This is a genomic window from Roseateles sp. YR242 (genome assembly GCF_900109745.1).
Taxonomy (GTDB): Bacteria; Pseudomonadota; Gammaproteobacteria; order Burkholderiales; family Burkholderiaceae_C; genus Roseateles.
The window spans coordinates 34,272-56,679 of record NZ_FOAV01000002.1; the positions used below are offsets into that span (position 1 = coordinate 34,272).

The 22,408-nt window shown below is 65.8% G+C and carries 16 protein-coding genes; 10 read left to right on the top strand and 6 right to left on the bottom strand.

Going from position 1 to position 22,408, the window contains the following annotated elements; all coding sequences use genetic code 11:
- The first annotated feature begins 296 nt into the window (after positions 1-296).
- Positions 297-9,956 carry an Ig-like domain-containing protein gene (locus BMY53_RS03860; protein ID WP_092943877.1) on the top strand — a complete coding sequence of 3,220 codons (9,660 nt, stop codon included), beginning with the start codon at positions 297-299 and terminating at the stop codon, positions 9,954-9,956.
- 5 nt (positions 9,957-9,961) lie between these two features.
- Here the strand turns inward: BMY53_RS03860 and BMY53_RS03865 are convergent, their stop codons facing one another.
- The 5 genes from BMY53_RS03865 to BMY53_RS03885 all read right to left on the bottom strand — a co-directional run bounded on the left by BMY53_RS03865 (position 9,962) and on the right by BMY53_RS03885 (position 15,908).
- Positions 9,962-11,215: a tetratricopeptide repeat protein gene (locus tag BMY53_RS03865; RefSeq protein WP_092943879.1), complete on the bottom strand. Its 1,254-nt coding sequence runs from the start codon at positions 11,213-11,215 to the stop codon at positions 9,962-9,964.
- 21 nt (positions 11,216-11,236) lie between these two features.
- On the bottom strand, positions 11,237-13,030 hold the full coding sequence (gene aspS, locus BMY53_RS03870) for an aspartate--tRNA ligase (protein ID WP_092943881.1): 1,794 nt from the start codon (positions 13,028-13,030) through the stop codon (positions 11,237-11,239).
- Positions 13,031-13,180: 150 nt separating this feature from the next.
- Positions 13,181-13,852 carry a DUF502 domain-containing protein gene (locus tag BMY53_RS03875; RefSeq protein ID WP_092943883.1) on the bottom strand — a complete coding sequence of 224 codons (672 nt, stop codon included), beginning with the start codon at positions 13,850-13,852 and terminating at the stop codon, positions 13,181-13,183.
- Between the two features lie 32 nt (positions 13,853-13,884).
- Positions 13,885-14,271 carry an FmdB family zinc ribbon protein gene (locus tag BMY53_RS03880; protein ID WP_092943885.1) on the bottom strand — a complete coding sequence of 129 codons (387 nt, stop codon included), beginning with the start codon at positions 14,269-14,271 and terminating at the stop codon, positions 13,885-13,887.
- Positions 14,272-14,459: 188 nt separating this feature from the next.
- Positions 14,460-15,908 (bottom strand): high affinity choline transporter 1, encoded by a 1,449-nt coding sequence (locus tag BMY53_RS03885; RefSeq protein ID WP_092943887.1) that lies wholly within the window; start codon positions 15,906-15,908, stop codon positions 14,460-14,462.
- Positions 15,909-16,100: 192 nt separating this feature from the next.
- Between BMY53_RS03885 and BMY53_RS03890 the strand changes: the two genes are divergently transcribed.
- The 9 genes from BMY53_RS03890 (at position 16,101) to BMY53_RS03925 (ending at position 21,852) form a co-directional block, all read left to right on the top strand.
- Positions 16,101-16,322, top strand: a complete 222-nt coding sequence (locus BMY53_RS03890) for a hypothetical protein (RefSeq protein WP_092943889.1) — start codon at positions 16,101-16,103, stop codon at positions 16,320-16,322.
- 88 nt (positions 16,323-16,410) lie between these two features.
- Complete coding sequence (locus tag BMY53_RS03895; protein ID WP_092943891.1) at positions 16,411-16,626, top strand: hypothetical protein; 216 nt, start codon at positions 16,411-16,413, stop codon at positions 16,624-16,626.
- A gap of 72 nt (positions 16,627-16,698) precedes the next feature.
- Complete coding sequence (locus BMY53_RS03900; protein WP_092943893.1) at positions 16,699-17,289, top strand: hypothetical protein; 591 nt, start codon at positions 16,699-16,701, stop codon at positions 17,287-17,289.
- The gene (locus tag BMY53_RS03905) at positions 17,286-17,594 is read left to right on the top strand and encodes a hypothetical protein (RefSeq protein WP_092943895.1); all 309 of its coding nucleotides are present in this window, start codon (positions 17,286-17,288) and stop codon (positions 17,592-17,594) included. Before BMY53_RS03900 ends, BMY53_RS03905 begins: the two co-directional genes overlap by 4 nt.
- A gap of 7 nt (positions 17,595-17,601) precedes the next feature.
- The gene (gene sctJ, locus BMY53_RS03910; protein WP_177200702.1) at positions 17,602-18,444 is read left to right on the top strand and encodes a type III secretion system inner membrane ring lipoprotein SctJ; all 843 of its coding nucleotides are present in this window, start codon (positions 17,602-17,604) and stop codon (positions 18,442-18,444) included.
- 1 nt (position 18,445) lies between these two features.
- A complete protein-coding gene (locus BMY53_RS03915) occupies positions 18,446-19,162 on the top strand; it encodes a hypothetical protein (RefSeq protein WP_092943899.1) in 717 nt (238 codons plus the stop codon).
- Positions 19,137-19,883 carry a GNAT family N-acetyltransferase gene (locus BMY53_RS25335; RefSeq protein ID WP_143073910.1) on the top strand — a complete coding sequence of 249 codons (747 nt, stop codon included), beginning with the start codon at positions 19,137-19,139 and terminating at the stop codon, positions 19,881-19,883. Before BMY53_RS03915 ends, BMY53_RS25335 begins: the two co-directional genes overlap by 26 nt.
- Before the next feature lie 19 nt (positions 19,884-19,902).
- Positions 19,903-20,691 carry a type III secretion system export apparatus subunit SctT gene (sctT, locus tag BMY53_RS03920; RefSeq protein WP_177200703.1) on the top strand — a complete coding sequence of 263 codons (789 nt, stop codon included), beginning with the start codon at positions 19,903-19,905 and terminating at the stop codon, positions 20,689-20,691.
- 9 nt (positions 20,692-20,700) lie between these two features.
- Complete coding sequence (locus tag BMY53_RS03925; RefSeq protein ID WP_092943903.1) at positions 20,701-21,852, top strand: EscU/YscU/HrcU family type III secretion system export apparatus switch protein; 1,152 nt, start codon at positions 20,701-20,703, stop codon at positions 21,850-21,852.
- Positions 21,853-21,888: 36 nt separating this feature from the next.
- Here BMY53_RS03925 and BMY53_RS03930 read toward each other — a convergent pair whose 3' ends face one another.
- The gene (locus BMY53_RS03930; RefSeq protein ID WP_092943905.1) at positions 21,889-22,401 is read right to left on the bottom strand and encodes a hypothetical protein; all 513 of its coding nucleotides are present in this window, start codon (positions 22,399-22,401) and stop codon (positions 21,889-21,891) included.
- Positions 22,402-22,408 lie beyond the last annotated feature (7 nt).

Below are 22,408 nucleotides of genomic sequence, written 5' to 3' on the forward strand. Positions count from 1 at the left end.
CAAATTTGAGGAGGCTCGAAGGCGAACAGTTTTGAAGAGACTTCAGATGCCAGCCACATCTGTGAGTCATCATGAACACGCACACTGCCAAGCCCGAGTCAAGGAAGGCTCCATCCGCCCCATCTCAATCCCCTGGTTCGATCACCTCGGCCGCCGCCCCGTCGGCGGTGCCTATCGAACGGTCGGAAGCCCCGCATGCTGCGTCCGGACCGGCGTCCGGCTCCGCAGTGCATGGAGCCGGGGCCAGGGGCGCCCGTCACGGTTGGCCAGGAGAGCCGGACGAGCGGGATGGCGAGATGTCCGACAACCCGCCCGCTGAAGAATCAGGCCGCGACGAGCCCCACGACGAGTCCCACGACGATCCGCAGGCCGATGTCCGCGGCGCCGACCCGCAAGCGGTCCCTGACGCAGCGCCCGAAGCGGCTCCAATGGCCACCGAGGACGATGCGAACTGGCGGGCCGGCGTCTTGCCAGCAGCACAAACGGGCGGCCCCAGTACCAACACGGCCTTGCTTATGGCGGGCGCTGGCGCCCTGCTCATCGGGGCGGGCATCGGCAGTGGCTCGGGCGGCAAGACACCCACCCCTGTCGTTCCCGAACACCCTGGCATCGCCGAATCCCTGGTCGCGGTCAGCGGCAGCGTCACGCCAGCGTCTACCTCCCAGCCCCAGCACCTGGTCATCGTGGCCCACAAGGCCGACGGCACGCCGCTGGCCGGCCCGGTCGATGTCGCGCAGGACGGGAGCTTCTTGCTGAATGTCCCAGCTGGCAGCGGCCCGGTACGCCTGCTGGTCACCCCGGTGGGCAGTACGGACATGCAGGGCACAGGCAGGCTCAGTGCGGTAACGGTGCTTGGCGGCGACGCACACCAGACGGTCGCCATCACACCGCTCACGACCCTGGCGAGCCTGACGCTGGGCAACGAAGCTCTGACCTCGGCGTCCGTCACGCAGGCCAACGAGGCCGTGGCACGCTGGTTCGGCCTCTCCGACATCCTCCAGGCGCCGCACCCGGTGACGGATGCCGGCGGTGCGCCGGCCGATGGTCCGGACCTCTACGGCCGAGTTCTGGCCGTACTGACCTCCGCCGGCCAGGTGGCCGGCATGGGCATGGCGGCGCTACTGTCCACACTCGCCGCGGCCCTGCCCCATGGCGCTCAGGCCATTCCGCCCAGCGCAGAAGCCGCTCACCGCGCCGCCACCCTCCTCCTAGACGGCCTGGAAGAAGCAGCCGCCAGCGATGCCTTGGACGGCCCGAGCGCTCAGACCCTGGTCCAGCTCTGGACACAGATGCCGGTGCACCTGGGGTCCATGCGGCAGGCCACCGTCAACGGCCTGGAAAGCCTCACGCTCACCCTCACGGGCGACTTCAAGGCGGGCGACCATGTGGTCATCCATCAGGACGGCGCCCAGCGTGCCGATCTCGACATCATCGTCGCGGCCGATGGCGCCAGCCTGCGCGTGCCCGTGACCGGCGCCAGCCTGGGCCATGGCGACGGCCTGCGGCAGTTCTCCGCCGAGGTCTGGCGGCAGGACGGGCAGGTCGACGGGGCCAACGCCCTGGGCATCCTGTATGACGGTCCGCCCGACGCTCCCACCCTGAGCCTGGACCGCAACCACATGACCGCCGCTGGCATTGAACCCGGTGGCCATCTGGAATATTCCATCGATGGCGGGCTGCACTGGCTCAAGATGAACAACGACGGCTGCCATCTGGCCGACGGGCGTTATGAGGCCGGCCAGGTGATGGTCCGCCAGATCGACGCGATCGGGCAGGTCGGGCCTGCAGCCGTCCTGCCGGGCGCCTTTGACGTGGACACCTTCGTCGCGGTCCCGACCGTGGGCCTGGTCAACGACACCGGCCTGTCAGGCCTGGACGGCATCACCCGGGACGCCACGGTCCGCGTCGGCGATCTCGAAGCCGGCGGCACCTGGTCCTACAGCCTCGACGGCGGCCAGCACTGGACGCAGGGGCAGGGCACCCAGATCGACAGCACGGCGTTTCCGCAGAATGGCCAGGTGTCGGTGATCGTTCGGCAGACCGATGCTGCAGGCAACACCGCGCAGTCAGCACCCTTTGCGTTCGTTGTGGACAACGCCGTGGCCACGCCGACGCTGAGACTGGCCAAGGACACCGGCGTGTCCGCCACCGACCACCTCACCGCGGATGGCCGCATAGTCGTCACTGACCTGGAGCCCGGCGCCAGCTGGCGCTATAGCGTGGACGGGGGCCTGCATTGGGTGCACGGCAAGGGCGATGAAATTCCCGCATCCGCGTTCACTGGCGACGGCTATCGCCTGGTGCTGGTGCAGCAGACCGACCTGGCGGGCAATATCAGCAGGCTCGGCGTCATTGACGTCGAGATCGTCACGTCAGTGGCCGCGCCCACCTTGTGGCTGGTCGACGACACGGGCACCAGCAAGACGGACTTCATCACGCGCGACGCCACTGTCGGCGTGGGCGATCTCGCGAACCAGGCGCACTGGGAATTCAGCACCGACGGCGGCCAGACCTGGCTGGCGGGTCATGCCAACACCCTGCACCCGGACGACCTGCCTCCCGGCACCGCAGGCCCCAAGGGCGAAGTGCACCTGCTTGTGCGTCAGACCGATGCGGCCGGCAACCTGTCCACGCCGGCCTCGCTGGATTTCATCTGGGATACGCAGACGAATGCCCCGTCTCTTACCCTACCCAACGACACGGGTATCTCCGCCACCGACCGCAACACCCGGGACGCAACCCTCGTCGTGGGCGACCTCGAGCCTGGTGCCTCCTGGGACTACCGTATCGGGCCGAATGGCCCGTGGGTGGCGGGCACAGGCGACACCATCCCCGACAGCGCCGTGACGACACAAGGTGATGTGCGGATCACCGTGCGGCAGACCGACCCGGCCGGCAATACCGCCGAGCACACCGAAACCATCACGGTGGACCGCATGGTCGCGCCACCGGTCCTGAGCTTGCAAACCGACTCGGGCGTCGCCGGCGACGGCCTCACGCAGGACGCCACCATCAAGGTCGACGACCTGGAGGATGGTGCGCGCTGGGAGTACCAGATCAATGGCGGCGCCTGGCTTCAGGGCTCCGGCCAACTGATCTCCGCCGCCGCCTTCTCGCAGGACGGCGACCAGACCGTGCTCGTGCGGCAAACCGATACCGCCGGCAACCAGGCGGACTCCACGCCCTTCACCTTCGTGCTGGAGCGCAGCGCCCCCGCGCCGACGTTGATACTGACCACAGATACCGGCCTGCTCGGCGACAAGGTCACCAGCGACGCCAGTCTCGACGTCACCGGCCTGAAGACCGGTGCCTCATGGCGCTACAGCCTGGATGGCCAAACCTGGCACACCGGCACCGGTACCCACATCCCCGGCAGCGTATTCCAGTCCGATGGCGCCTATGACGTTCTGGTTCAGCAGGAAGATGCGGCCGGCAACATCAGCCCTACCGGCCAACTCCGCGTCGTGCTGGATACGCAGGCCGCAGCACCGACCTTGTCCCTGGTGAATGACACCGGGACCTCCGACAATGACCTCCTGACCAATGACGGTGCGCTCCGGATCGAAAATCTGGAGGCGAACGCGACATGGGAGTACCGCATTGATGGCGGCACCTGGACAGCCGGCCTCGGCAACGGCATCGGCTCGGCCGTGCTGACCCACGGCGTCCACCATGTGGAGGCGCGCCAGACCGATATCGCGGGCAACGTCAGCACCGCGGGTGCCCTGTCCATCAGCGTCGACCAGCAGGTGGACACCCCGACCCTCTCCTTGAAGAACGATACCGGCAGCTCGTCCAATGACGGCGTGACCAGCGACGCCACGGTGACCATCGACCATCTGGAAGCAGACGCCACCTGGTCATACCGCATCAATGGCGGTACCTGGGAAACAGGCACCGGCACGGAGATCCCGGCCGACGCCTTCACCACTCAGGGGCTTCAGAACGTCGAAGTGGTGCAGACCGACGCGGCCGGCAACCAAAGCGTCGCGGGGGTCTTCAACTTCGAATTGCTCACGGTGGCCAACACCACCTCCCCAGTGAAGGTGGAGCTGAAAAATGACTCCGGCAGTTACCCGCGCGACCGCTACACCAACGACGCCACCCTCACGTTGACGGGGCTGGACCCGGACTGCACCTGGTCCTACAGCCTGGACAACGGCCAGACCTGGCACGCCGGCACCGGCGACGAGATCTCCACCAGCGTCTTTCCCAGCGATGGCACCTATCGTGTGATCATCCGCGAGACCGATCGTGCCGGCAACGAAACGGATACCCTGCCCTTCTTCCTGTGGCTGGACACCACCGTCGCCACGCCCACGCTGGAGCTGAAGCACGACACCGGCACGAGGCTGGATGACCTGCACACCAGCAACGGAACGGTCAACATCCAAGGGATTGAGGCTGGTGCCAGCTGGGAATACCGCATCAATGGCGGTGCCTGGACGCCCGGTTCGGGTCGTGAGTTGCCCGGTGGCGCTCTGGGCGACGACGGGCCCGTGCATGTCGAGGTGAGACAAACTGATGCAGCAGGCAACGTCAGCGACCTGGCCGATCTGAATCTCGTGTTGGACACACTGGCCGAGGCGCCCACGCTCGGGCTGCTCAACGACACCGGCTCCAACGACAAGGATCTGATCACCCGCGATGGCACGGTGACGGTGTCCGACCTGGAGCCGGGAGCGACCTGGCAGTACCGCGTCAACGGCGGAGCCTGGACGGACGGCACCGGCACTGAAATCCCGGATGACCAGCTCACCGACGGTCAGTTGCTCGTCGAGGTGAAGCAAACGGACGTTGCCGGCAACGAAAGCCCTGTGCAGTCCCTGCAGTTCCAACGCATCACCCAGGTGGCCACCCCCACCCTGGAACTGCTGAACGACACCGGCGCCGACACCAACGACCAGACCACCAACGACGCCACCGTGACGGTGGGCAGCCTGGTACCCGGGGCAACCTGGCAATACACCACCGACTCGGACCTCGACCACGCCGTGTGGATTGACGGCGTCGGCGACCGTATTCCATCCAGCGCTTTCAGTGTGGACGGCAACGTGCACGTCACCGTGCGTCAGACGGATGAAGCGGGCAATACGGCAAACTCCCAGACCTTCGAGTTCCAGCTGGACCGGGAGATCCTGGATCCCACGCTGGAACTCAAGAACGACACCGGGGTGTCGGGCAACGATCGCATCACCAGCGACGGTACCGTGAAGATCGGTCAACTCGAGACCGGCGCGCACTGGCAGTACTCGCTCGACGGCGTGGACTGGCTGGACGGCACGGGCAACGAGTTGCCCACCTCGGCGCTCGGCGACGACGGGGTCAAGCAAGTGCTCGTGCGCCAAACCGACACCGCCGGCAACGTGAGCGGCAACGCCTTGATCGAACTCACGCTCACCACGTCCGCGCCATCGCTCACGCCGAGCCTGGCCCAGGATACCGGATCGCTGTCTGACGATCTCATCACCCACAACGCCGAGATCACCATCGATGACCTGGTCGAAGGGGCCTCCTGGGAGTTCAGCCTCGATGGCCAGACCTGGGTCCAGGGTAGCGGCACCTCCCTGCCCGCTTCCACCTTCACCACCGACGGCTCGCACACCGTGCAGATCCGTCAAACCGACAGCGCCGGCAACGTGAGCCCGGCCGCCTCGCTGACCTTCACGCTGGACACGAGCGCCCAGGCCGTCACCCTGAACCTGGCCGATGACAGCGGCCCCTTTACCGACGACCTCATCACCAACCATGGACAGGTCAACGTGACTGATCTGGAGGATGGCGCGACCTGGCGCTACTCCACCGATGGCGGCCAGACCTGGCAGGACGGCACCGGCACAACTTTGGACGATGCGCTGTTCGCCGCGCTTGTACCCGACGGGGGCGAGGTCAGCGTCCAGGTCGTCCAGACCGACAAGGCGGGCAATGAGAGCGCCGCGACCAGCCTGGGCTTCACCTTGCTGCCCCAGGGCCCGGCCATCGACCTGCAGGCCGCGGACGGCCTGCAGACAACGCAGGACAGCGTGGTGGGGATCACCGGCCTGCACCTGGGCCAGGCCCTGACCAACACGACCGCCGCCCTGAGCAGCGTTGGCCTGCAGACGCTGCATGTGCGTCTGGACAGCGGCTTCGCCGCGGACGACCAACTGGTCCTGGACCATCAAGTGCTGGCCGATCAGGACGTCCAGGTCACCGGCATCACCATCGCGGGTATCGCCGATCTTTCCTACCAATACGACAGCCACTCGCGCGTGCTGAGCATCAGCAAGACGGATGGCACCGCGCTCACAGGGCTGGAGGCCACCCGGCTCACCAATGCCTTGCAGCTCGCCAACCTCGCAGACCATCCGGCAGACGGTGATCGCCAGTTCTCGATCTACGGCAGGGACATGGCCGGCAACCTGGGCGCAGCCTCCGTCGTGACCATCACCGTGGACACCCGCCAGCCGAGCCTGGACCTCAACGGCACCGCCGCCGGCGTGGACGAACGGAGCTTCGTCACCTCCATGCTGACACCCGTGCGCCTGTTCTCGCCCGACATGGCAGTGGGCCACGAGAATCCGCAGGCGGGCTTCACCAGGATTGTCATCACCGAGACCGGTGGCGGCTTCAGCACCGATGACCAACTGATCAGTTCGCCGGTGTCAGGCACCGAGACCGTCGTCGCCGCCGGCAGCACGCTGACGGTCAACGGTTCGACCTGGAGCGTGGCCAAGATCTCCAACGTGGTGACCCTGACCCGTCAGGACGGCCAGCCGGCCAGCGCAAGCGAGGTCTCCGATCTGTTGGGGTCCCTGCACCTGCGCAATACCGCCGCCCAGCCGGGCCAGGGCGAGAAGATCTTCACCGTGAGGCTGACCGATGAACTCGGGCACACCGCCTTGGCGTCCGGCACCGTGTGGCTGGACCAGACGCCCCCTCAGGCCGACCTCAACGGCAGCGCCGCCGGCCAGGACTATGCCACCGCCGTGGCAGTTGGCATGCCATGGTCCATGCCGGTGACCAACCCCGCCACCGCCTTTGTGGACGAGGCCACCTTCGTGACTCAAATCACCGTGGAGCTCTCTTCGTCCGTCACGGGCGTGTTCAGTACCACCCCTGGGCAGCAGGAACGGCTGGGCCTGTCGGACGGAACGGACCACGACGGCAGCACCGACCTTCTGGTGCTCGGACAGGGTGGCACCCTGACCAACACCACCCTTTTGCCTGGCGTCACATTGACGCTGCAACTGAGCAGCGATGCTGTGCATCCGCTGCTGGTCATCAATGCCGACACCGCACTCTCGCCGTCACAGGCCTCCGCCTTGCTGCGAGGTTTGCGTTACGAATCCGACGCCGGCGCGCCCACCGGGGACCGTGTCCTGACCGTGCTCGCCACCGACATCGCCGGTAACACCGCCACATCGGGCACCAGCTCGACGCTCACTGTGCTGCCCGCCGGAACACCCATGGTGTTTTTGGACGAGGCCTCGGACACCGGCACCTACCGCAATGACAATGTGACACGGCTGGATGGCTCGGCGGCCCAGCCGTTGACGCTCATCGGCGTCGGGCGGCCGGGCGCCACCCTCACGGTGTATCGCGACGCCAACAACGACGGACAGGCCGATGCCAGCGAATCCATTGGCACTGCGATCTGTGATGCCAAGGGAGTTTGGCATCTCTCGTTGGCCGGCACGGCGATGGCCGACGGCAACCACGCCTTCCTGGCGGTCGATGCTGGTGCGCAACTGCGCTCACCGGCCCTGACCATCACTGTGGATACGCGCCCGCCCGCCAGCAGCTTTGGCATGGGTGACTCGGTGTCTCTCCAGCCTCGCTTGGCCGGCGTGTCCGATCCCAATGAGCGCGTGGTCGTGGAACTGGACACAGACAACAACCTCGCCAACGGTTACGAGCTGCGCTACGAGACCACCTCGGACGCCGCCGGCCACTGGCTCGTGGACACTCGCACAGCACCATCTGTCTCCGGCGTCGTCCCGAACTTCTCCAACGGCGACCAGGTGAACGCCCGCGTCACCAGCTATGACTTGGCTGGCAACGAGACCGTTCGCGAGGACAGCAGCACCGCTACAGCCTCGGTTTTCAGCATCTCCGATTCGCAGGTGGTGGAAGGCACCAGCGGCCAGCGGGAAATGGTCTTCCTGATCACGCGCGATGGCGATGTGTCCGGCGCCGGGAGCGTGGCATGGAAGGTCAACCTCGGGGAGAGTTCGGCCCGCGCGAACTCCAATGGCCTGGCCTCCGAGCAGGACTACGACGGGGCGTCTTCCGGCACGGTGTCCTTCGCTGCCGGCGAGACGCAGAAGCTGATCACTTTCAATATCACTGGGGATAACTACCGCGAGGTCAATGAACGCCTTGTCGTCAATCTCGAACAACCCACGGGTGGCCTGGTCGGTGACGGGTTCGGTGTCGGCAACATCAATGAGGTCGATATCAGCCTCCTTCAGGCGGCCTACAGCCTGCGCGACGTCAACGCCAACCTGAACACCGCCGCCATCCGGGTACGGAGGTCCTCCGACAACCAAGAGGCCGATATCGGCTTCGATGCCAACGGCAATCTGGACACCAAGACCCTCCGCGCCTTCGTCGGCACCTCCGCCAGCGATCGCGGCTTCGTGACGATCTGGTATGACCAGTCGGGCAACGGCCGGGACATGGTCCAGCCGCTGGGAGACAAACAGGGGCTGATTGTGGATGGCGGGCAGATCGTCACGAGATCGGATGGATCGGCAGGCATCAGTTTCAACACCCGAAATGGCGCCCGAGATGACTACATGTACAGCACAGGAATCGCCGCAAACGACTGGCGCAGTACGGTCATCTACTCCAAGGTGCAGTCGGAGGGTAGTGCGAATGGCTCGCTGTTCAATCTTGGCGAAAGCGGCAATGCCCGCCTTAATGCGTGCTATCCCGAAGCCGCCGGGAACAACGGCTACGTGTTTGATGTGACCACCTCGGTTCGCTTGGCTCGACCGGTGACCAACGGGAATAGTGCCTTGATAGGAAATGCCAACGATGTAGTGTTCGAGGCGCACTCGGGCAACACCACGGCTGGCAGCGCCGCCGCCAATTTCACCGACAGCGCAATGGCCATTTTCGAGAACGGGATCAATGTCGCCGCGACCAACTCCATGGTCGGCACCTTCTCGACCAGTTCCACATGGCAGTTGGCACGACACGCGGCTGATTCCCTGGATTATTACCAGCAGGTGATGCTCAACGAATTCATGGTCTATCTGGCTAAGGACAACAGCGTCCCCAACATGCAGTCACTGGAAGGAAGCGCTGCCAGCGACGTGCTGACCTACGCGGGCGAGACCGGCATCCAACGAATCGACGGCTTGGCTGGCCACGACACGCTCTATCTTTCGGGGTCGGTCAACCTGGATTTCGCCCAGATGCCCGGTGGTGTGCATGGTATCGAGCAGGTGTGGATGGACAACGGCCAGGCCAATACCCTGACCCTGAGCCGGGACACGCTGGCTGCCAATGGCAGCACGCCGCTCACCATCGTCATGGGCGCCGGCGACAGCCTGATATTGGACGGGGTTCGCATGGACTACGACGCCCAGCATCGGCAGGCGGTGATCGTCGGCCAGGACGGCAACGACGTGATCGTGAGCACCATCCTCAACGATGCCATGCGGGGTGGTGGCGGTGCGGACACTTTCACCTGGCTGGCCAACCATGGGGGGAAGGACACCGTCCTGGACTTCAATGCCGCCCAGGGCGACAAGCTCGACCTGACAGCGCTGCTTCAGCAGATGGCCGTCGGTGGTGAATCGCTGTTCCTGCAGAAACAGGTGGATGCCACAGGCCAGGTGTCGGTGCTGGTCGATTGGGACGGCCACGGAAACTTCCATCAGGCGGATCTGGTCATCTCGCTGCCCAATACGCTTGCCTCCGATCCCATCACCATCCAGACAGGCCAGGGAACCACCGTGTTGTGAGGCGGTCAGGAGGACGGTCGGGGAGACAAGCGCCGCGCCAATTGCGCGGCCTTGTCGGACAGGCGGCGCAGTTCCCGCCGCAGGTCCGCAGAGGAGGCTCCCCCGCCCGCCAGTCCGGCCAAGGCCTCGCCCAGCGCTGCCGCCTCACGTGCAGCCAGCGCGAGGTCACTTGGCGCCAGTACGGCTGCCACCGGGCTCGCCTGGCTGGCGGGGTGGTTGTCAAAGCGTGCCAGTTGTTCCAGTCGCGCGGGCAACGCGGACTGAACGAGCACGGCCTCCAGCCGCTGCCGCTGCTGCTGGTGATGCCAGCTCGGGCCGAGCGAACCTCGTTCAGCCATCAGTTGGCTGAGCCGCCCGTGGGCTGCGGCCTGCACGGCGCGTGACTGCAAGGCCTCACCCAGCAAGAGCGCGTCTTCGGCGGCGGCCTGCGCGGCCTCGCCTTGCTGCAGGTCGCTGAGCAGCAGCAGGCACTGCGCCTGCAGCCAGCGGTAGTCACAACGGCGGGCCGTTGCCAGCGCCTCGGTGACAAGTGTCATGGCCTGTACCGGGGCACCGCTGTCGCGCGCGCAGCGAGCGCGGTGCCACAGGGCCTCCGCTTCGTAGTCGCGGTGTCCGGCCTGGCGTGCCGCCGCCTGGGCTTCGTCCAGCAAGGGCTGCGCCGCCTGCGGGCCCAGCGTGGCACGGGAAGAGACGGCGCGGTTGAGCGCAATCTTGGCGCGCAGGTAGGCATCCCCCGCCAGCCCGGGATAGTGCGCCTCGGCCTGGTCCAGCACCCGGCCGCCACGCGCCCAGTCGCCGAGCGCAAAGCACAGGTGCGCCAAGCCGATGCGGGCCAGGCAGGCCCAGCGGGTGTCTGCGGGGGTCAGCTCCAGCGTCTGGCTCCAGGCGCCGCAGGCCTGGACATAGTCGCCACGCTGATAGTGCAGCCGGCCGAGCGCTTCGCTCAACTCCGCCGCATCCTCGCCGTCCTGCCCGTCCGCCGCCTGCCCGCGTCCCTGCACCTGCAGGGCACGGGCCAGCGCAGCCTCCAGCGCCTGTTGCAGCTCCGGCCCCCGCCCCCAGCGTTCGAGGATGAAAAACAGGCCCAGCAGGGCCTGTACAGGAGGCGTCGGTGAACCCGTGACCCAGCGTTGCAGCAGCGGGTGCGCCAGCGCGGGCCGGCGCATCAGCACGCGTTCCCATCGAAGCGGCGAACGCACCACGGCGCGCGCTGGCGCCCCTGAAGCGCCCTGCCGCGGCAGCGGGAAGATGCCGGACATGCCGACGTTCGCCGCCGCGGCTTACTCGGCCGCCGCCGCCGCGTTGCGCAGGCGGATGTGCAATTCGCGCAGTTGCTTCTCGTCCACGAACGACGGCGCACCGGTCAGCAGGCACTGGGCGCGCTGAGTCTTGGGGAAGGCAATGACGTCGCGGATGGATTCCGCCTTGGTCATCAGCGTCACCAGACGGTCCAGGCCGAAGGCCAGACCACCGTGCGGGGGCGCGCCATACTGCAGCGCGTCCAGCAGGAAGCCGAACTTCACACGCTGTTCTTCCGGGCTGATGTTCAGGGCCTCGAACACCTTGGACTGCACATCGGCACGATGGATACGCACCGAGCCGCCGCCCAGTTCCCAGCCGTTGAGCACCATGTCGTAGGCCTTGGCCACGCAAGCGCCCGGGTCGGTGACCATCAGGTCCTCATGGCCGTCCTTCGGTGCGGTGAACGGGTGGTGCACCGCTGCCCAGCGGTTGTTTTCCTCGTCCTGCTCGAACATCGGGAAGTCCACCACCCACAGCGGCGCCCAGCGGTCCTCGAACAGGCCGTGGGCCTTGCCGAACTCGCTATGGCCGACCTTCAGGCGCAGCGCGCCGATGGCGTCATTAACGACCTTGGCCTTGTCCGCACCGAAGAAGATCAGGTCGCCATCCTGCGCGCCGGTGCGGGCCAGGATGTCGGCCACGGCCTTGTCATGCAGGTTCTTGACGATGGGCGACTGCAGGCCTTCGCGGCCCTTGGCCACTTCATTGACCTTGATCCAGGCCAGGCCCTTGGCACCGTAGATCTTGACGAACTCGGTGTAGCTGTCGATCTCGCCACGGCTCAGCTGGGCACCGCCCGGCACCCGCAGGGCCACGACACGGCCACCCGGGGTGGTGGCGGGGGTGGAGAAGACCTTGAAGTCCACATCACCCATGATGTCGGTCAGCTCGGTGAACTCGAGCTTGATGCGCAGGTCCGGCTTGTCCGAACCGAAGCGGAACATCGCGTCCGAGTACTTCATGATCGGGTAGTCGCCCAGCTCGACGTTCAGCGCCTTGCGGAAGACATGACGGATCATGCCTTCGAACATCGCGCGAATTTCTTCCTCGTTCAGGAAGCTGGTCTCGATATCGATCTGCGTGAACTCGGGCTGGCGGTCGGCGCGCAGGTCTTCGTCACGGAAGCACTTGGTGATCTGGTAGTAGCGGTCGAAGCCGGCGACCATCAGCAGCTGCTTGAACAGCTGGGGCGACTGCGGCAGCGCGAAGAACATGCCGTCATGCACCCGCGACGGGACCAGGTAGTCCCGCGCACCTTCGGGCGTGCTCTTGGTGAGCATCGGGGTTTCGATGTCCACGAAACCATGCTCGTCCAGGAACTTGCGCGCTTCCATCGCCACGCGGTAGCGCAGCATCAGGTTGTTCTGCATGTACGGGCGGCGCAGGTCCAGCACGCGATGCGTCAGGCGCGTGGTCTCGGAGATGTTCTCGTCGTCCAGCGGGAACGGGGGCGTCACCGACGGGTTCAGTACTTCCAGCTCGTGGCAGAGCACCTCCACCTTGCCGCTCACCAGGTTGCCGTTCTCCGTGCCGGCCGGGCGCAGGCGCACCTTGCCCACCAGCTTCAGGCAGAACTCGTTGCGCACACCCTCGGCCACCTTGAACATGTCGGCGCGGTCAGGGTCGCAGACGATCTGCACCAGGCCTTCGCGGTCGCGCAGGTCGATGAAGATCACACCGCCGTGGTCACGGCGACGATGGGCCCAGCCCATCAGGGTCACGGTTTGGTCCAGCAGCTTCTCGCTGACTTGGCCGGCATAGCAGGTACGCATGGAATCTCTCCGGAAATCGGGTGTCGGTGGGCGCGCGTGGCTTTTGGACGCGCACCCGCATGAATGGGATGCTGAACGGAACGCAAACGGGGCACTGGCGGGGTCCCGCGGACCCTCAGGGTTGAGCGCTTGCCGGGGCGCTCAACCCGATCAATTTCGGCCGCTCTCCTGGGCTGCGGCCAACGCCTCGGTCGGCGGCGCCACCACGCCCATCGAAATGATGTATTTGAGCGCTTCATCCACGCTCATGGCCAATGGCCGCAACTGCGCCCGGGGCATCATCAGGAAGAAGCCGGATGTCGGGTTGGGTGTCGTGGGCACATACAGGCTCACATGCTCCTCGGCCGCAACGCCGCTGAGCCCGGACAACTGCTCCGCCACCTCACCGGCAGGCTTGCCGGTGACAAAGGCAATGGTCCAGGAATGTGGATGCGGGTAAGGGACCAGAACGGCTTCCCGGAAGGCATTGCCGCTGGAGGAGAACAGCGTGTCCGAGACCTGCTTGACCGAGCTGTAGATGCTCTTGACGATGGGGATCTTGAACAGCAGGCGGTCCCACTGGCGAAACCACCACTGCCCAAACATGTTGGCCACGAACATGCCGGTGAGCATCAGCGCACCCACCAGCACCAGCACCCCCAGCCCGGGGATGTTGTGCAGCTCGCGGATGGAGGCCCGGGCGGAATCCGGCAGCACCGCCTGGACGGCGGACAGCAGCCAGATGAACACACCGTCGATGATGCCCAGCACCCACAGCAGCACCCACACGGTGATGGCCAGCGGCAGCCAGACCAGCAGGCCGGTGATGATGTACTTTCTCATGCCAGGGTCCGGCCTCTTGGTTCAGTAGTCGTTCAGTGGCAGGCGCAGCCGCCGCCACAGGAGGTGCCGGAGCCGGAGCCCGAGGAGCTGGACGGACTTCCGGACGATGAATCGCCGGAGCCGCTGGCGGATGTGCCGCCGCCCGTCGTGCCACCACCGGACCCACCACTGGGCGTGCTTCCCCCGCCATCACTCGACGAGCTGCCGGAAGCTGCAGGTGCACTGGTGCCGCCGGAGCCGCCACGGAAGTCCGTGACATACCAGCCGGAACCTTTGAGCTGAAAGCCCGCAGCGGTCACCTGTTTGGTAAAGGCTTGCGCGCCGCAGGCCGGGCAGGTGCTCAGCGGAGCATCGGACAGCTTCTGCAGCACGTCCTTGGCGTGACCGCATGCACCGCAACGGTAAGCGTAGATCGGCATCGTGTTCGCCTGGGGTCAAAAACCGGAAATTATATAGAGGCGCAGCGGCTCGCCCCGCGCGGGGCCGTGCATCAGCCGCCGCAGCACACCGAGCGTCGGGTTTGCGTCACTTTGGCTTCGGTAGCTTCGGTATAGCTTCGGTTTGGGGCCAGTTCTGGCCGGGCGGCAATCGCCCAACGTCTGACTTCTTAGTGCGACATCCCGGCCATCCGGTGATGCGACCCCTGCACATCCTTGATGGCCTGGGGGCCCAGCGAGCCCAGCAGCATGCCCACGATGCCGGCCAGGAAGCCCGCCAACTGGGCCGGGAACAGCTCGCCGGCCGGCGTGAGCAGGAACAGCAGCCAGGCCACCACGCCCAGCGCGATGGCGAAGATGGCGCCCTGGGTGGTGGCACGCTTCCAGTACAGGCCAAACACCAGCGGCACAAAGGCGCCCACCAGGGTGACCTGATAGGCCCCCGACACCATTTCATAGATGGACGTGCCCTGCAGCGCCACCGCATAGCCACAGACGCAGATCGAGAAGATCAGCACGGCGATACGCATGGTGCGCAGCTCCTGCTTGTCCGACACCCGCGGGAAGAATTGGCGCCAGATGTTCTCGACAAAGGTGACCGACGGTGCCAGCAGCGTGGCGGAGGCGGTGGACTTCAAGGCCGACAGCAGCGCACCAAAGAAGATCACCTGCATCACAAAGGGCATGCGTTCCATCACCAGCGTGGGGATGACCTTCTGCGGGTCTTCGGCGATCAGTTGCTTGGCCTCCTCCGGCATGATGATCAGCGCGCTCACCACGATGAACATCGGCACGAAGGCGAACAGGATGTAGCAGATGCCACCGATCACCGGGCCGCGCGTCGCGGCATGTTCGTCCTTGGCGGACATCACACGCTGGAACACGTCCTGCTGGGGAATCGAACCCAGCATCATGGTGATGGCTGCCCCCACGAAGAAGACCACGTCGTGGAAACTGGGCTCCGGCAGGAACTTGAACATGTCCTGGCTGGTGGCCAGGGCGATCACCTTGTCGGCGCCACCGGCTTTGTCCGCCGCAAACCAGGCAATGATGGACAGGCCCACCACCAGGATGATCATCTGGATGAAATCCGTCACCGCCACCGACCACATGCCGCCGAACAAGGTGTAGGCCAGGATGGACGCCGTGCCGATGACCATGCCCACCGGGATGGAGATGGCGCCAGCCGACAGCAGGTTGAACACCAGGCCCAGCGCGGTCACCTGGGCGGACACCCAGCCCAGGTAGGACAGGATGATGATGAAGCTGCACACCACCTCCACCACCCGGCCATAACGCTCGCGGTAGTAGTCGCTAATGGTCAGCAGCGTCATGCGGTAGAGCTTGGCGGCGAAGAACAGACCCACCAGGATCAGGCAGAAGCCGGCGCCAAACGGATCCTCCACCACGCCGTTCAGTCCGGTTTGGACAAATTTTGCGGGGATTCCCAGCACGGTTTCGGAGCCGAACCAGGTCGCGAAGGTGGTCGTGATGATCATCACCAGGGGCAGGTGTCGCCCCGCAATCGCGAAATCGGCGGTGTTCTTCACCCGTTTGGCGGCCCAAAGGCCGATCGCGATGGTGACAAGCAGGTAAAGGATGACCAGGGTCAAAAGCATGGCGTCGGCCTTGGGAACTGACTGGGTAGGAAAAAGCGCGCGCGATTATCCCCGCAGAACGGCCGAACCTCACCCGGGTCTCCCCCGATCCATCGAACTTGTCACGCTGGTGCCCCGACTGATGGGCAGCAGGGCGCGCGGCTTCTGCGCTTAAGAACAACCTCTCTATTCACATATTTCAAGGAGTCTCTCATGGGATCTTCTATTGGCAACGCCACCGGCGGCATGAGTTCGGTGGCAACAGCCATCCAGCAACAGGAATTGGACATGACCTCGGCCGAAACGACCATGGCCAACACCCAGATTCAGAAGGACAAGATGAGGCAACAGGTCCAGAACAACAGGACGAACTTCCTGGTGGAACAAAGCCAATACAACGCCAAGGTCGGCGACAAGATCAATCTGAGCCACTGATAGTTCGATGGGACCCTTTAGGGGAGTTGTGCAGAGCTTCCTCAGGTCCCGCTCTCTTTCCCTACTTCATTTCAAACGGAGATTTTTTATGTCTTCAGGTATCAATCCATCGGTTGCGGCTCATCGCGAACAAGATGCTTATCGTCAAGGCGTCCAGGACGGCCGCATGGGCGGCATGCAAGGCCTCATGGGCCTGATGCGCATGTTCGGCGGCATGAGCGGCATGGGCGGCGCCATGGCCTTCGGCATGATGAGCAACATGATGAGCTCCCAAGGCTGCGGCTTTGGCCACCGCCGCTGGTAAACCCCGCAAGCGGGAGCCCGGTGTCCCCGGTCTGCTCCCGCTCCAAATTCCCAACTCCCTGAGGGAATCAGCATGAACACGACTGAACTCCAGCATGAACTGGCTTCCACCGAAGACGACCCAGGCTCATCCTCGAACGATCCCAACCATCCGGACGCGCTGAAACGCCAGTGCATCGCCGGGTTCATGGATCGCCATCCGGAAGCGTTTCCCCCTCCAGAGGCTGCCGTCACCTGGCTCGAATTCGTCGAGCAGCGCTGTGTACCCCAGGGACGTGACCAGCTCACCCTGGACATGGCCATCGGCCGCCTGATCCAGGTCATGCGCTCCGCGCAGGACGGCATCCCGGACCGCGCGGACCTGTCCGAATTCCTGCGCAAGGCCGAAGAGCAGGGCGGCGAGCGCTTCGAGCCTGACGCCGCCGTGCAGCGCCTCGCCTCCCCCGATGCGGCCGAGGAAGATGTGCAGGTCATGGCGCGGGCCATGTCGATGTACAAGACCTGCCTGGCCGAAGGCGTGGCCCAGGGCGACGAGATCACGAACGCCATCCATGCCGGCTTCGACCATGTGCCGGCCACCAGCCCCTTCATGCGCAGTCTGATCGAGACCGCCAAGGAGGTCACCCTGATCGACGTGCGCTACGCGTTGGGATTGGCATCATGAACCCGCTCGACCTGCCTGCCCGCGTGGTCCTTCCGGCCAGCGCCTCCGCCACCAGTCGGCCGGCTTCGTCGCAAGGCCGGGCATTCACCGATGCGCTGAAAGATGTGGCCGGCATTGCGCGAGACATTGCGACCGAACGCGTAGGCCTGGCCAGCCAGATGCGCCGCATCGTTGCAAGCGGAGACAACCGCCAGATGCCGCAGGTCTACAGCCGCATCCTGGACGCCAATGCGCGGCAGGATGTGCTGGCCACCGTTCTCACCAAGACGACGACCGGCATCGACCAGATCGTCAAGATGCAGTGAGCTTGCCGTGAAACCCCTGATCAACCGATGGCTGGCGGTGGCTGCGGCAACCGTGGTGCTGACCGCCTGCGACGCTCGTGTCGAGCTCTATGGCGGCCTGCCCGAACGCGATGCCAACGACATCACCGCCGCGCTGACGGACCAGGGGATCGACGCCCAGAAAGAGTCTCTGGGCAAGCAGCTCTTCGCCGTGCGGGTGCCCAAGAGCGATTTCAGCCGCTCGGTGGCGCTGCTGCAGGCGGAAGGGCTGCCCCGTCACTCGTTCACCCGTATGGGCGACATCTTCAAGAAAGACGGGATGATCTCCACGCCCACCGAGGAGCGCGCCCGCTTCCTGCATGCCTTGTCCCAGGAGCTGGAGAGCACGCTCTCGGGCATCGACGGCGTGGTCCAGGCGCGTGTGCACCCGGTGTTGCCCGAGCGTGTGGTGCCCGGTGAGCCCGTGCTGCCAAGCTCCTGCTCCGTGCTGATCAAGCACGTGCCGGGTTGGGATACCGCCGCTTACGAACCACGGATCCGCAAGCTGGTGCTGGCCAGCATCCCCGGCCTCGCAGAAGCGCCGGAGAAGGTGGCAGTGGTGTTTGTGCCGTCCGAGGGACTCGCCGTGCGCGACCAGGCCCTGGCCTATCGCGCTCACTCCGCTGCCAATGGCAAGCCCCCCCCTGCGGCACTGGGTCCGACGGCCCTCGCTGCAGCCCCTGGGGCTGTCACACCAGCTACCAGCGGTGCCTGGCAGGCGTGGGTGATCGGCATTACGGCCATGCTCATCGGTATCGGCGGCCCTTCTGCCTGGTTATGGTGGCACAAACGCAGGGCGCCGGCGGCGCCTCCGCCCCGCCGGGAGCGCTGACATGCCCGCCCTGCCACGCGCCACGGATGATGCTGGCCCAGCCGCCTGGTGGTCGCTGTGGCATGAGCCCTGGCTCGAGGCGCATCCGGGCTGGTGGCGGGGCTCCGACGGTCTGTCCCACACGCTGCTGGCACGTTTCCAGCACCCAGGGCCCGGCTGCCGCCTGGCCTACCGCACGTTCTGCCAATACTTTGGCATCGACACCGGCCTGGCTTCGCCGCGCCCGTTTCCGCTGGCGGCGGTCAACGACTTGCCGGCCCTGCCGCTGAGCCGCCAGGAACTGGTGGCGGCGGCCACGGCGCTGGGCCGCGTCGGTTACGCCAGCCATTGCCTGACCTCCTCCCGCCACGGGTTGGCGCGGCTGTTCTCGCAGGGCCATCAGGATGCCGGTGACGCGGATGCCTGGCGGGACGCGCTGCGTCAGGCCCGTGCCCGGCCCTTGGCGATGACCACCGGCCACGAGCCCCCGCCCGACGCCAGTGCCGCACAGTTGCAGCGCTGGGCACTGCCCTTGATGGCCCGCCTGATCGAGGACGCCGTGCCGGGTGCCTGGGCGCGCCTGCGGCTGCGTTTCGACCCCCAATGTTTTGCGCTGGAGCCCTTGGCGCCAGCCCCCTACCCCGTGGCGCTGCAGCGCCAGGCATGGCGCATCTGGCGCGCTGCCGCTCTCAACGACCTGTCGGACTACTCCCATGAAATCCCTCCTTCCGCCTCTTGACTGGCGCCCGGCCCGCTCAGAAGACCTGCCGGCCATGACCCGCATCTACAACGAATCGGTACAGGGTGGGGGCCACAGCCCGATGCTGGGCGACGCCACCCCCTATGGCCTGAGCCTGCAACTCAAGGAGGGCCGCGAGAACGGCTGGCCGATGTGGGTGCTGGCCTCGGGTTCCGACATCATCGGCTGGGCCTACTTGCGTCGTATCGTCTGGGGTGGCGCCGCCTGCAATGCGGTGGCCGACCTGTGGATCTACGTCGCCCGCGCCTGGCATGGCAGCGGCGTGGCCATGCTGATGGCGCGTCACGTTCATCCGCAGATCCTGCGGCATGGCTTCGACACCCTGACCTGCTGGATCCTCGGCGGCAACCGCCGCAGCCTCTCCCTGGTGCGGGGCTGCCGGCTCAAACGCTGGGCCGTTCTCCCCGACGTCGTCCGGTATGGCGATCGGACCAATGACCTCGAGATCTGGGGCGTCCGGGCGGACGACCCTCAGTGGCAGGACTACATGATACGAATGGACGCCCGATACCGGCGGCTCGAGCAACGGGCCCGGCTGGCGGGCGCGCCGGTCTTTGAACCGTCCAGGACCATCCCCGACGATGAGCGGGTGGACCTTGCCCACACACTGGCAGACGACTCCGCGGATGCTGTTGGCGCGTCGGCCGACGCCACTGCCGCCCCGGCCGACGCCGTCGCCGAGGCCCTGCAGACGGCCTGACCCCGTCCTGGTGACCACCATGCTGCAAATGCCCGACGCCTTGCTGATGCTTCAAGCCATCATCCTCGGCATGGGCCGCACGCTGGGCATGGTGCTGTTCCTCCCCTTCCTCTCCCGCCAGAACACCAGCATCATGATCCGCGGCGCGGTGTCGCTGGGGCTGAGCCTGCCGGTGGCCTTCGGCCTGTGGCCCCTCCTGGTCAAGGCGCCGCTCTCGATGCCGATGGTCATGATGCTGGCCATGAAAGAGGTCATGCTGGGCGCTCTACTGGGCATGCTGGCCGCACTGCCCTTCTGGGCCATTCGCGGCATGGGTACCCTGATCGACAACCAGCGGGGCGCCAACGCCGCCCAGCAGGTGAATCCGTCGTTGCAGGCCGACGCCACACTGATCGGTGAACTGGCCGAACGCGGCCTGGTGGCGCTGCTGGTGCAATGGGGCATGCTGCAGACCGTGTTCATGGTGCTCACGGAAAGCCTGGACCCCTGGCCGGTGCTCGCGCTGCTGCCTGACCTTTCCACCCACCGACACGAGATCCTGAGCGCGCTCGCGAACCTGGTCACCCAGGCCCTGGTGCTGGCCGGGCCGGTGCTGCTGGCACTGCTGCTGGTGGAATTGGGGCTCGCCATTGCAAGCACCGCCGTACAGGGCTTTGACGTGTATGCCTCCGGCCTGGCGGTCAAGACCTTGCTGGCCCTTTTTGTCCTGCTGCTGGTCAGTCCGGCGGTGCTTGAACACCAGGGTGAAACCGCGATTCGGTGGTGGCGCGAAGGCCTGCCGGCGGTGCTGGGGTTGAGACCCACGTGAGCAGGCACCGTGAGCGAAAAGACCCTCCCACCCACCCCCAGCCGCCTGAAGCAAGCGGCGGAGGAAGGCAACCTCGGTGTCAGCCAGGACGCGGTGCGCATCGTCAAGCTGCTGGTGATGGCCGAGTTCGCATTCGCGATCGAACCCTACTGGCGTCGCATGCTCGCCGAGATGGTGGACGTCGCATTGCGGTCGATCTCCCAGCAAGGGTCGGTCCCCCTCACCGGCATGAAGGAGACCACGCTGCCGGTGCTGCTCAGCGTGCTGCTGCTGGTGGTGACGCCCATGCTGCTGGCCTTCATGGCCACGCTGGCGCAGACCAAGTTCAACATCGCGCCCAAGGCACTGTCCAAAGGGGTCGATAAGCTGAACCCCGGCAACAACATGAAGCAACTGGTGTCGCCGCAAAAGCTGCTGATGCCGTTGCTGGGGCCCATCAAAGGCGGGCTGCTGCTGTGGGTGATCTACCTCGAAATACGTGATCGACTTCCGCTCGTGGGGCAGGCCTACCGCGTCACGCCGATGCAGGGGTGGATGCTGACCATGGAACTGCTGCACAGCCTGATGCGACAGTGCGTGGTGGTGCTCCTCATACTGCTGATCACCGACATCCTGCTGCAGCGCTACCTGGTCTGGCGCCAGTTGCGCATGGATATCAGCGAAGTGAAGCGGGACTACAAGCAAAACGAAGGCGACCCCATGCTCAAGGGCACCCGCAAGCAGGTGTCCAAGGAAATGGTCATGGGGGACGGGCCGGCGATGTCCGGCAAACAAAAACCCAGCGCGGTGGTGGTCAACCCCGAGCACATCGCGGTGGCCCTGCTCTACGAACCGGACGGCATGGACATGCCCATCATGCTGGCAGCCGAAAGCGACGAAGAGGCCATGGCCCTGCGGCGGTTTGCGCGTGAGCAGGGCGTGCCCGTCATCAAATATGTCCCGCTGGCCCGCCATCTTCTGGCCAGTGGCAAGCCGGGCGAAGCCGTGCCCGATCACACCATCCGTGCCGTGGCGCTGCTGTTCAAGGTGATAGAAGAATACGAACGCCTGGCGCCGGACCTGCTGCACCCCGAGCTGGGCTCACTGGCCGACGACATGGACATGGAACTCGCAGAGGTGGATGAGGAACTGGGCGAGGCGATGTTCGAGACGCCCACTTGAGACCTTTCGGACCGCGCCACACAACTTCCTGACGCTTCAAGCCTCTTCCTGGATCTGCTCGATCATCATGTCGAATTTCTCATGCCGCCTGGCGAGGCGCCGTTGCTCGAGTTGCGCACGCTCGAGCAACTGCTCTGCCGACGCCAGTGCACGCTGGCTGGCCACCACCGCCTTCCGGCGAGGAGGAATGCTGTCGAGCAGCTGCTGGTCGGCCTCGCGCCAGCGTCTCAAGGCCGCCCCCCCTTCCGTCGAGGCTTGGCGTTCCTGCAACAGACGTTGCCGTTCATCGGCCACAAAGGCCACCTGATCGTCGAGCGCCTGGCGGGCGTCGTCCAAGGCCCGCGCCGCGACGGACCAGGCATGGCGGGCTCGCGCCAGTGCGGCCTCGGCCAGGCGTGCCTTGCGCGCGGACAGTGTTTCCAGGGAGCGCAGGGGTGGCAGCCGACCGTCAGGCACGGGATCCGGGACGATCTCATGTGGCCAGCGCGAGGGGCGCTCGCCCATAGGCGGCGCCCCATCTTCGCCTGCCATGCTGCCGAAGCCGGTCATGAGGCAC

Excerpts from the sequence above, each read along its gene's own strand:
- BMY53_RS03860 (WP_092943877.1), top strand. The coding sequence starts at position 297 with ATGTCCGACAACCCGCCCGCTGAAGAATCAGGCCGCGACGAGCCCCAC.
- BMY53_RS03865 (WP_092943879.1), bottom strand. The coding sequence starts at position 11,215 with ATGTCCGGCATCTTCCCGCTGCCGCGGCAGGGCGCTTCAGGGGCGCCA.
- aspS (WP_092943881.1), bottom strand. The coding sequence starts at position 13,030 with ATGCGTACCTGCTATGCCGGCCAAGTCAGCGAGAAGCTGCTGGACCAA.
- BMY53_RS03875 (WP_092943883.1), bottom strand. The coding sequence starts at position 13,852 with ATGAGAAAGTACATCATCACCGGCCTGCTGGTCTGGCTGCCGCTGGCC.
- BMY53_RS03880 (WP_092943885.1), bottom strand. The coding sequence starts at position 14,271 with ATGCCGATCTACGCTTACCGTTGCGGTGCATGCGGTCACGCCAAGGAC.
- BMY53_RS03885 (WP_092943887.1), bottom strand. The coding sequence starts at position 15,908 with ATGCTTTTGACCCTGGTCATCCTTTACCTGCTTGTCACCATCGCGATC.
- BMY53_RS03890 (WP_092943889.1), top strand. The coding sequence starts at position 16,101 with ATGGGATCTTCTATTGGCAACGCCACCGGCGGCATGAGTTCGGTGGCA.
- BMY53_RS03895 (WP_092943891.1), top strand. The coding sequence starts at position 16,411 with ATGTCTTCAGGTATCAATCCATCGGTTGCGGCTCATCGCGAACAAGAT.
- BMY53_RS03900 (WP_092943893.1), top strand. The coding sequence starts at position 16,699 with ATGAACACGACTGAACTCCAGCATGAACTGGCTTCCACCGAAGACGAC.
- BMY53_RS03905 (WP_092943895.1), top strand. The coding sequence starts at position 17,286 with ATGAACCCGCTCGACCTGCCTGCCCGCGTGGTCCTTCCGGCCAGCGCC.
- BMY53_RS03915 (WP_092943899.1), top strand. The coding sequence starts at position 18,446 with ATGCCCGCCCTGCCACGCGCCACGGATGATGCTGGCCCAGCCGCCTGG.
- BMY53_RS25335 (WP_143073910.1), top strand. The coding sequence starts at position 19,137 with ATGAAATCCCTCCTTCCGCCTCTTGACTGGCGCCCGGCCCGCTCAGAA.
- sctT (WP_177200703.1), top strand. The coding sequence starts at position 19,903 with ATGCTGCAAATGCCCGACGCCTTGCTGATGCTTCAAGCCATCATCCTC.
- BMY53_RS03930 (WP_092943905.1), bottom strand. The coding sequence starts at position 22,401 with ATGACCGGCTTCGGCAGCATGGCAGGCGAAGATGGGGCGCCGCCTATG.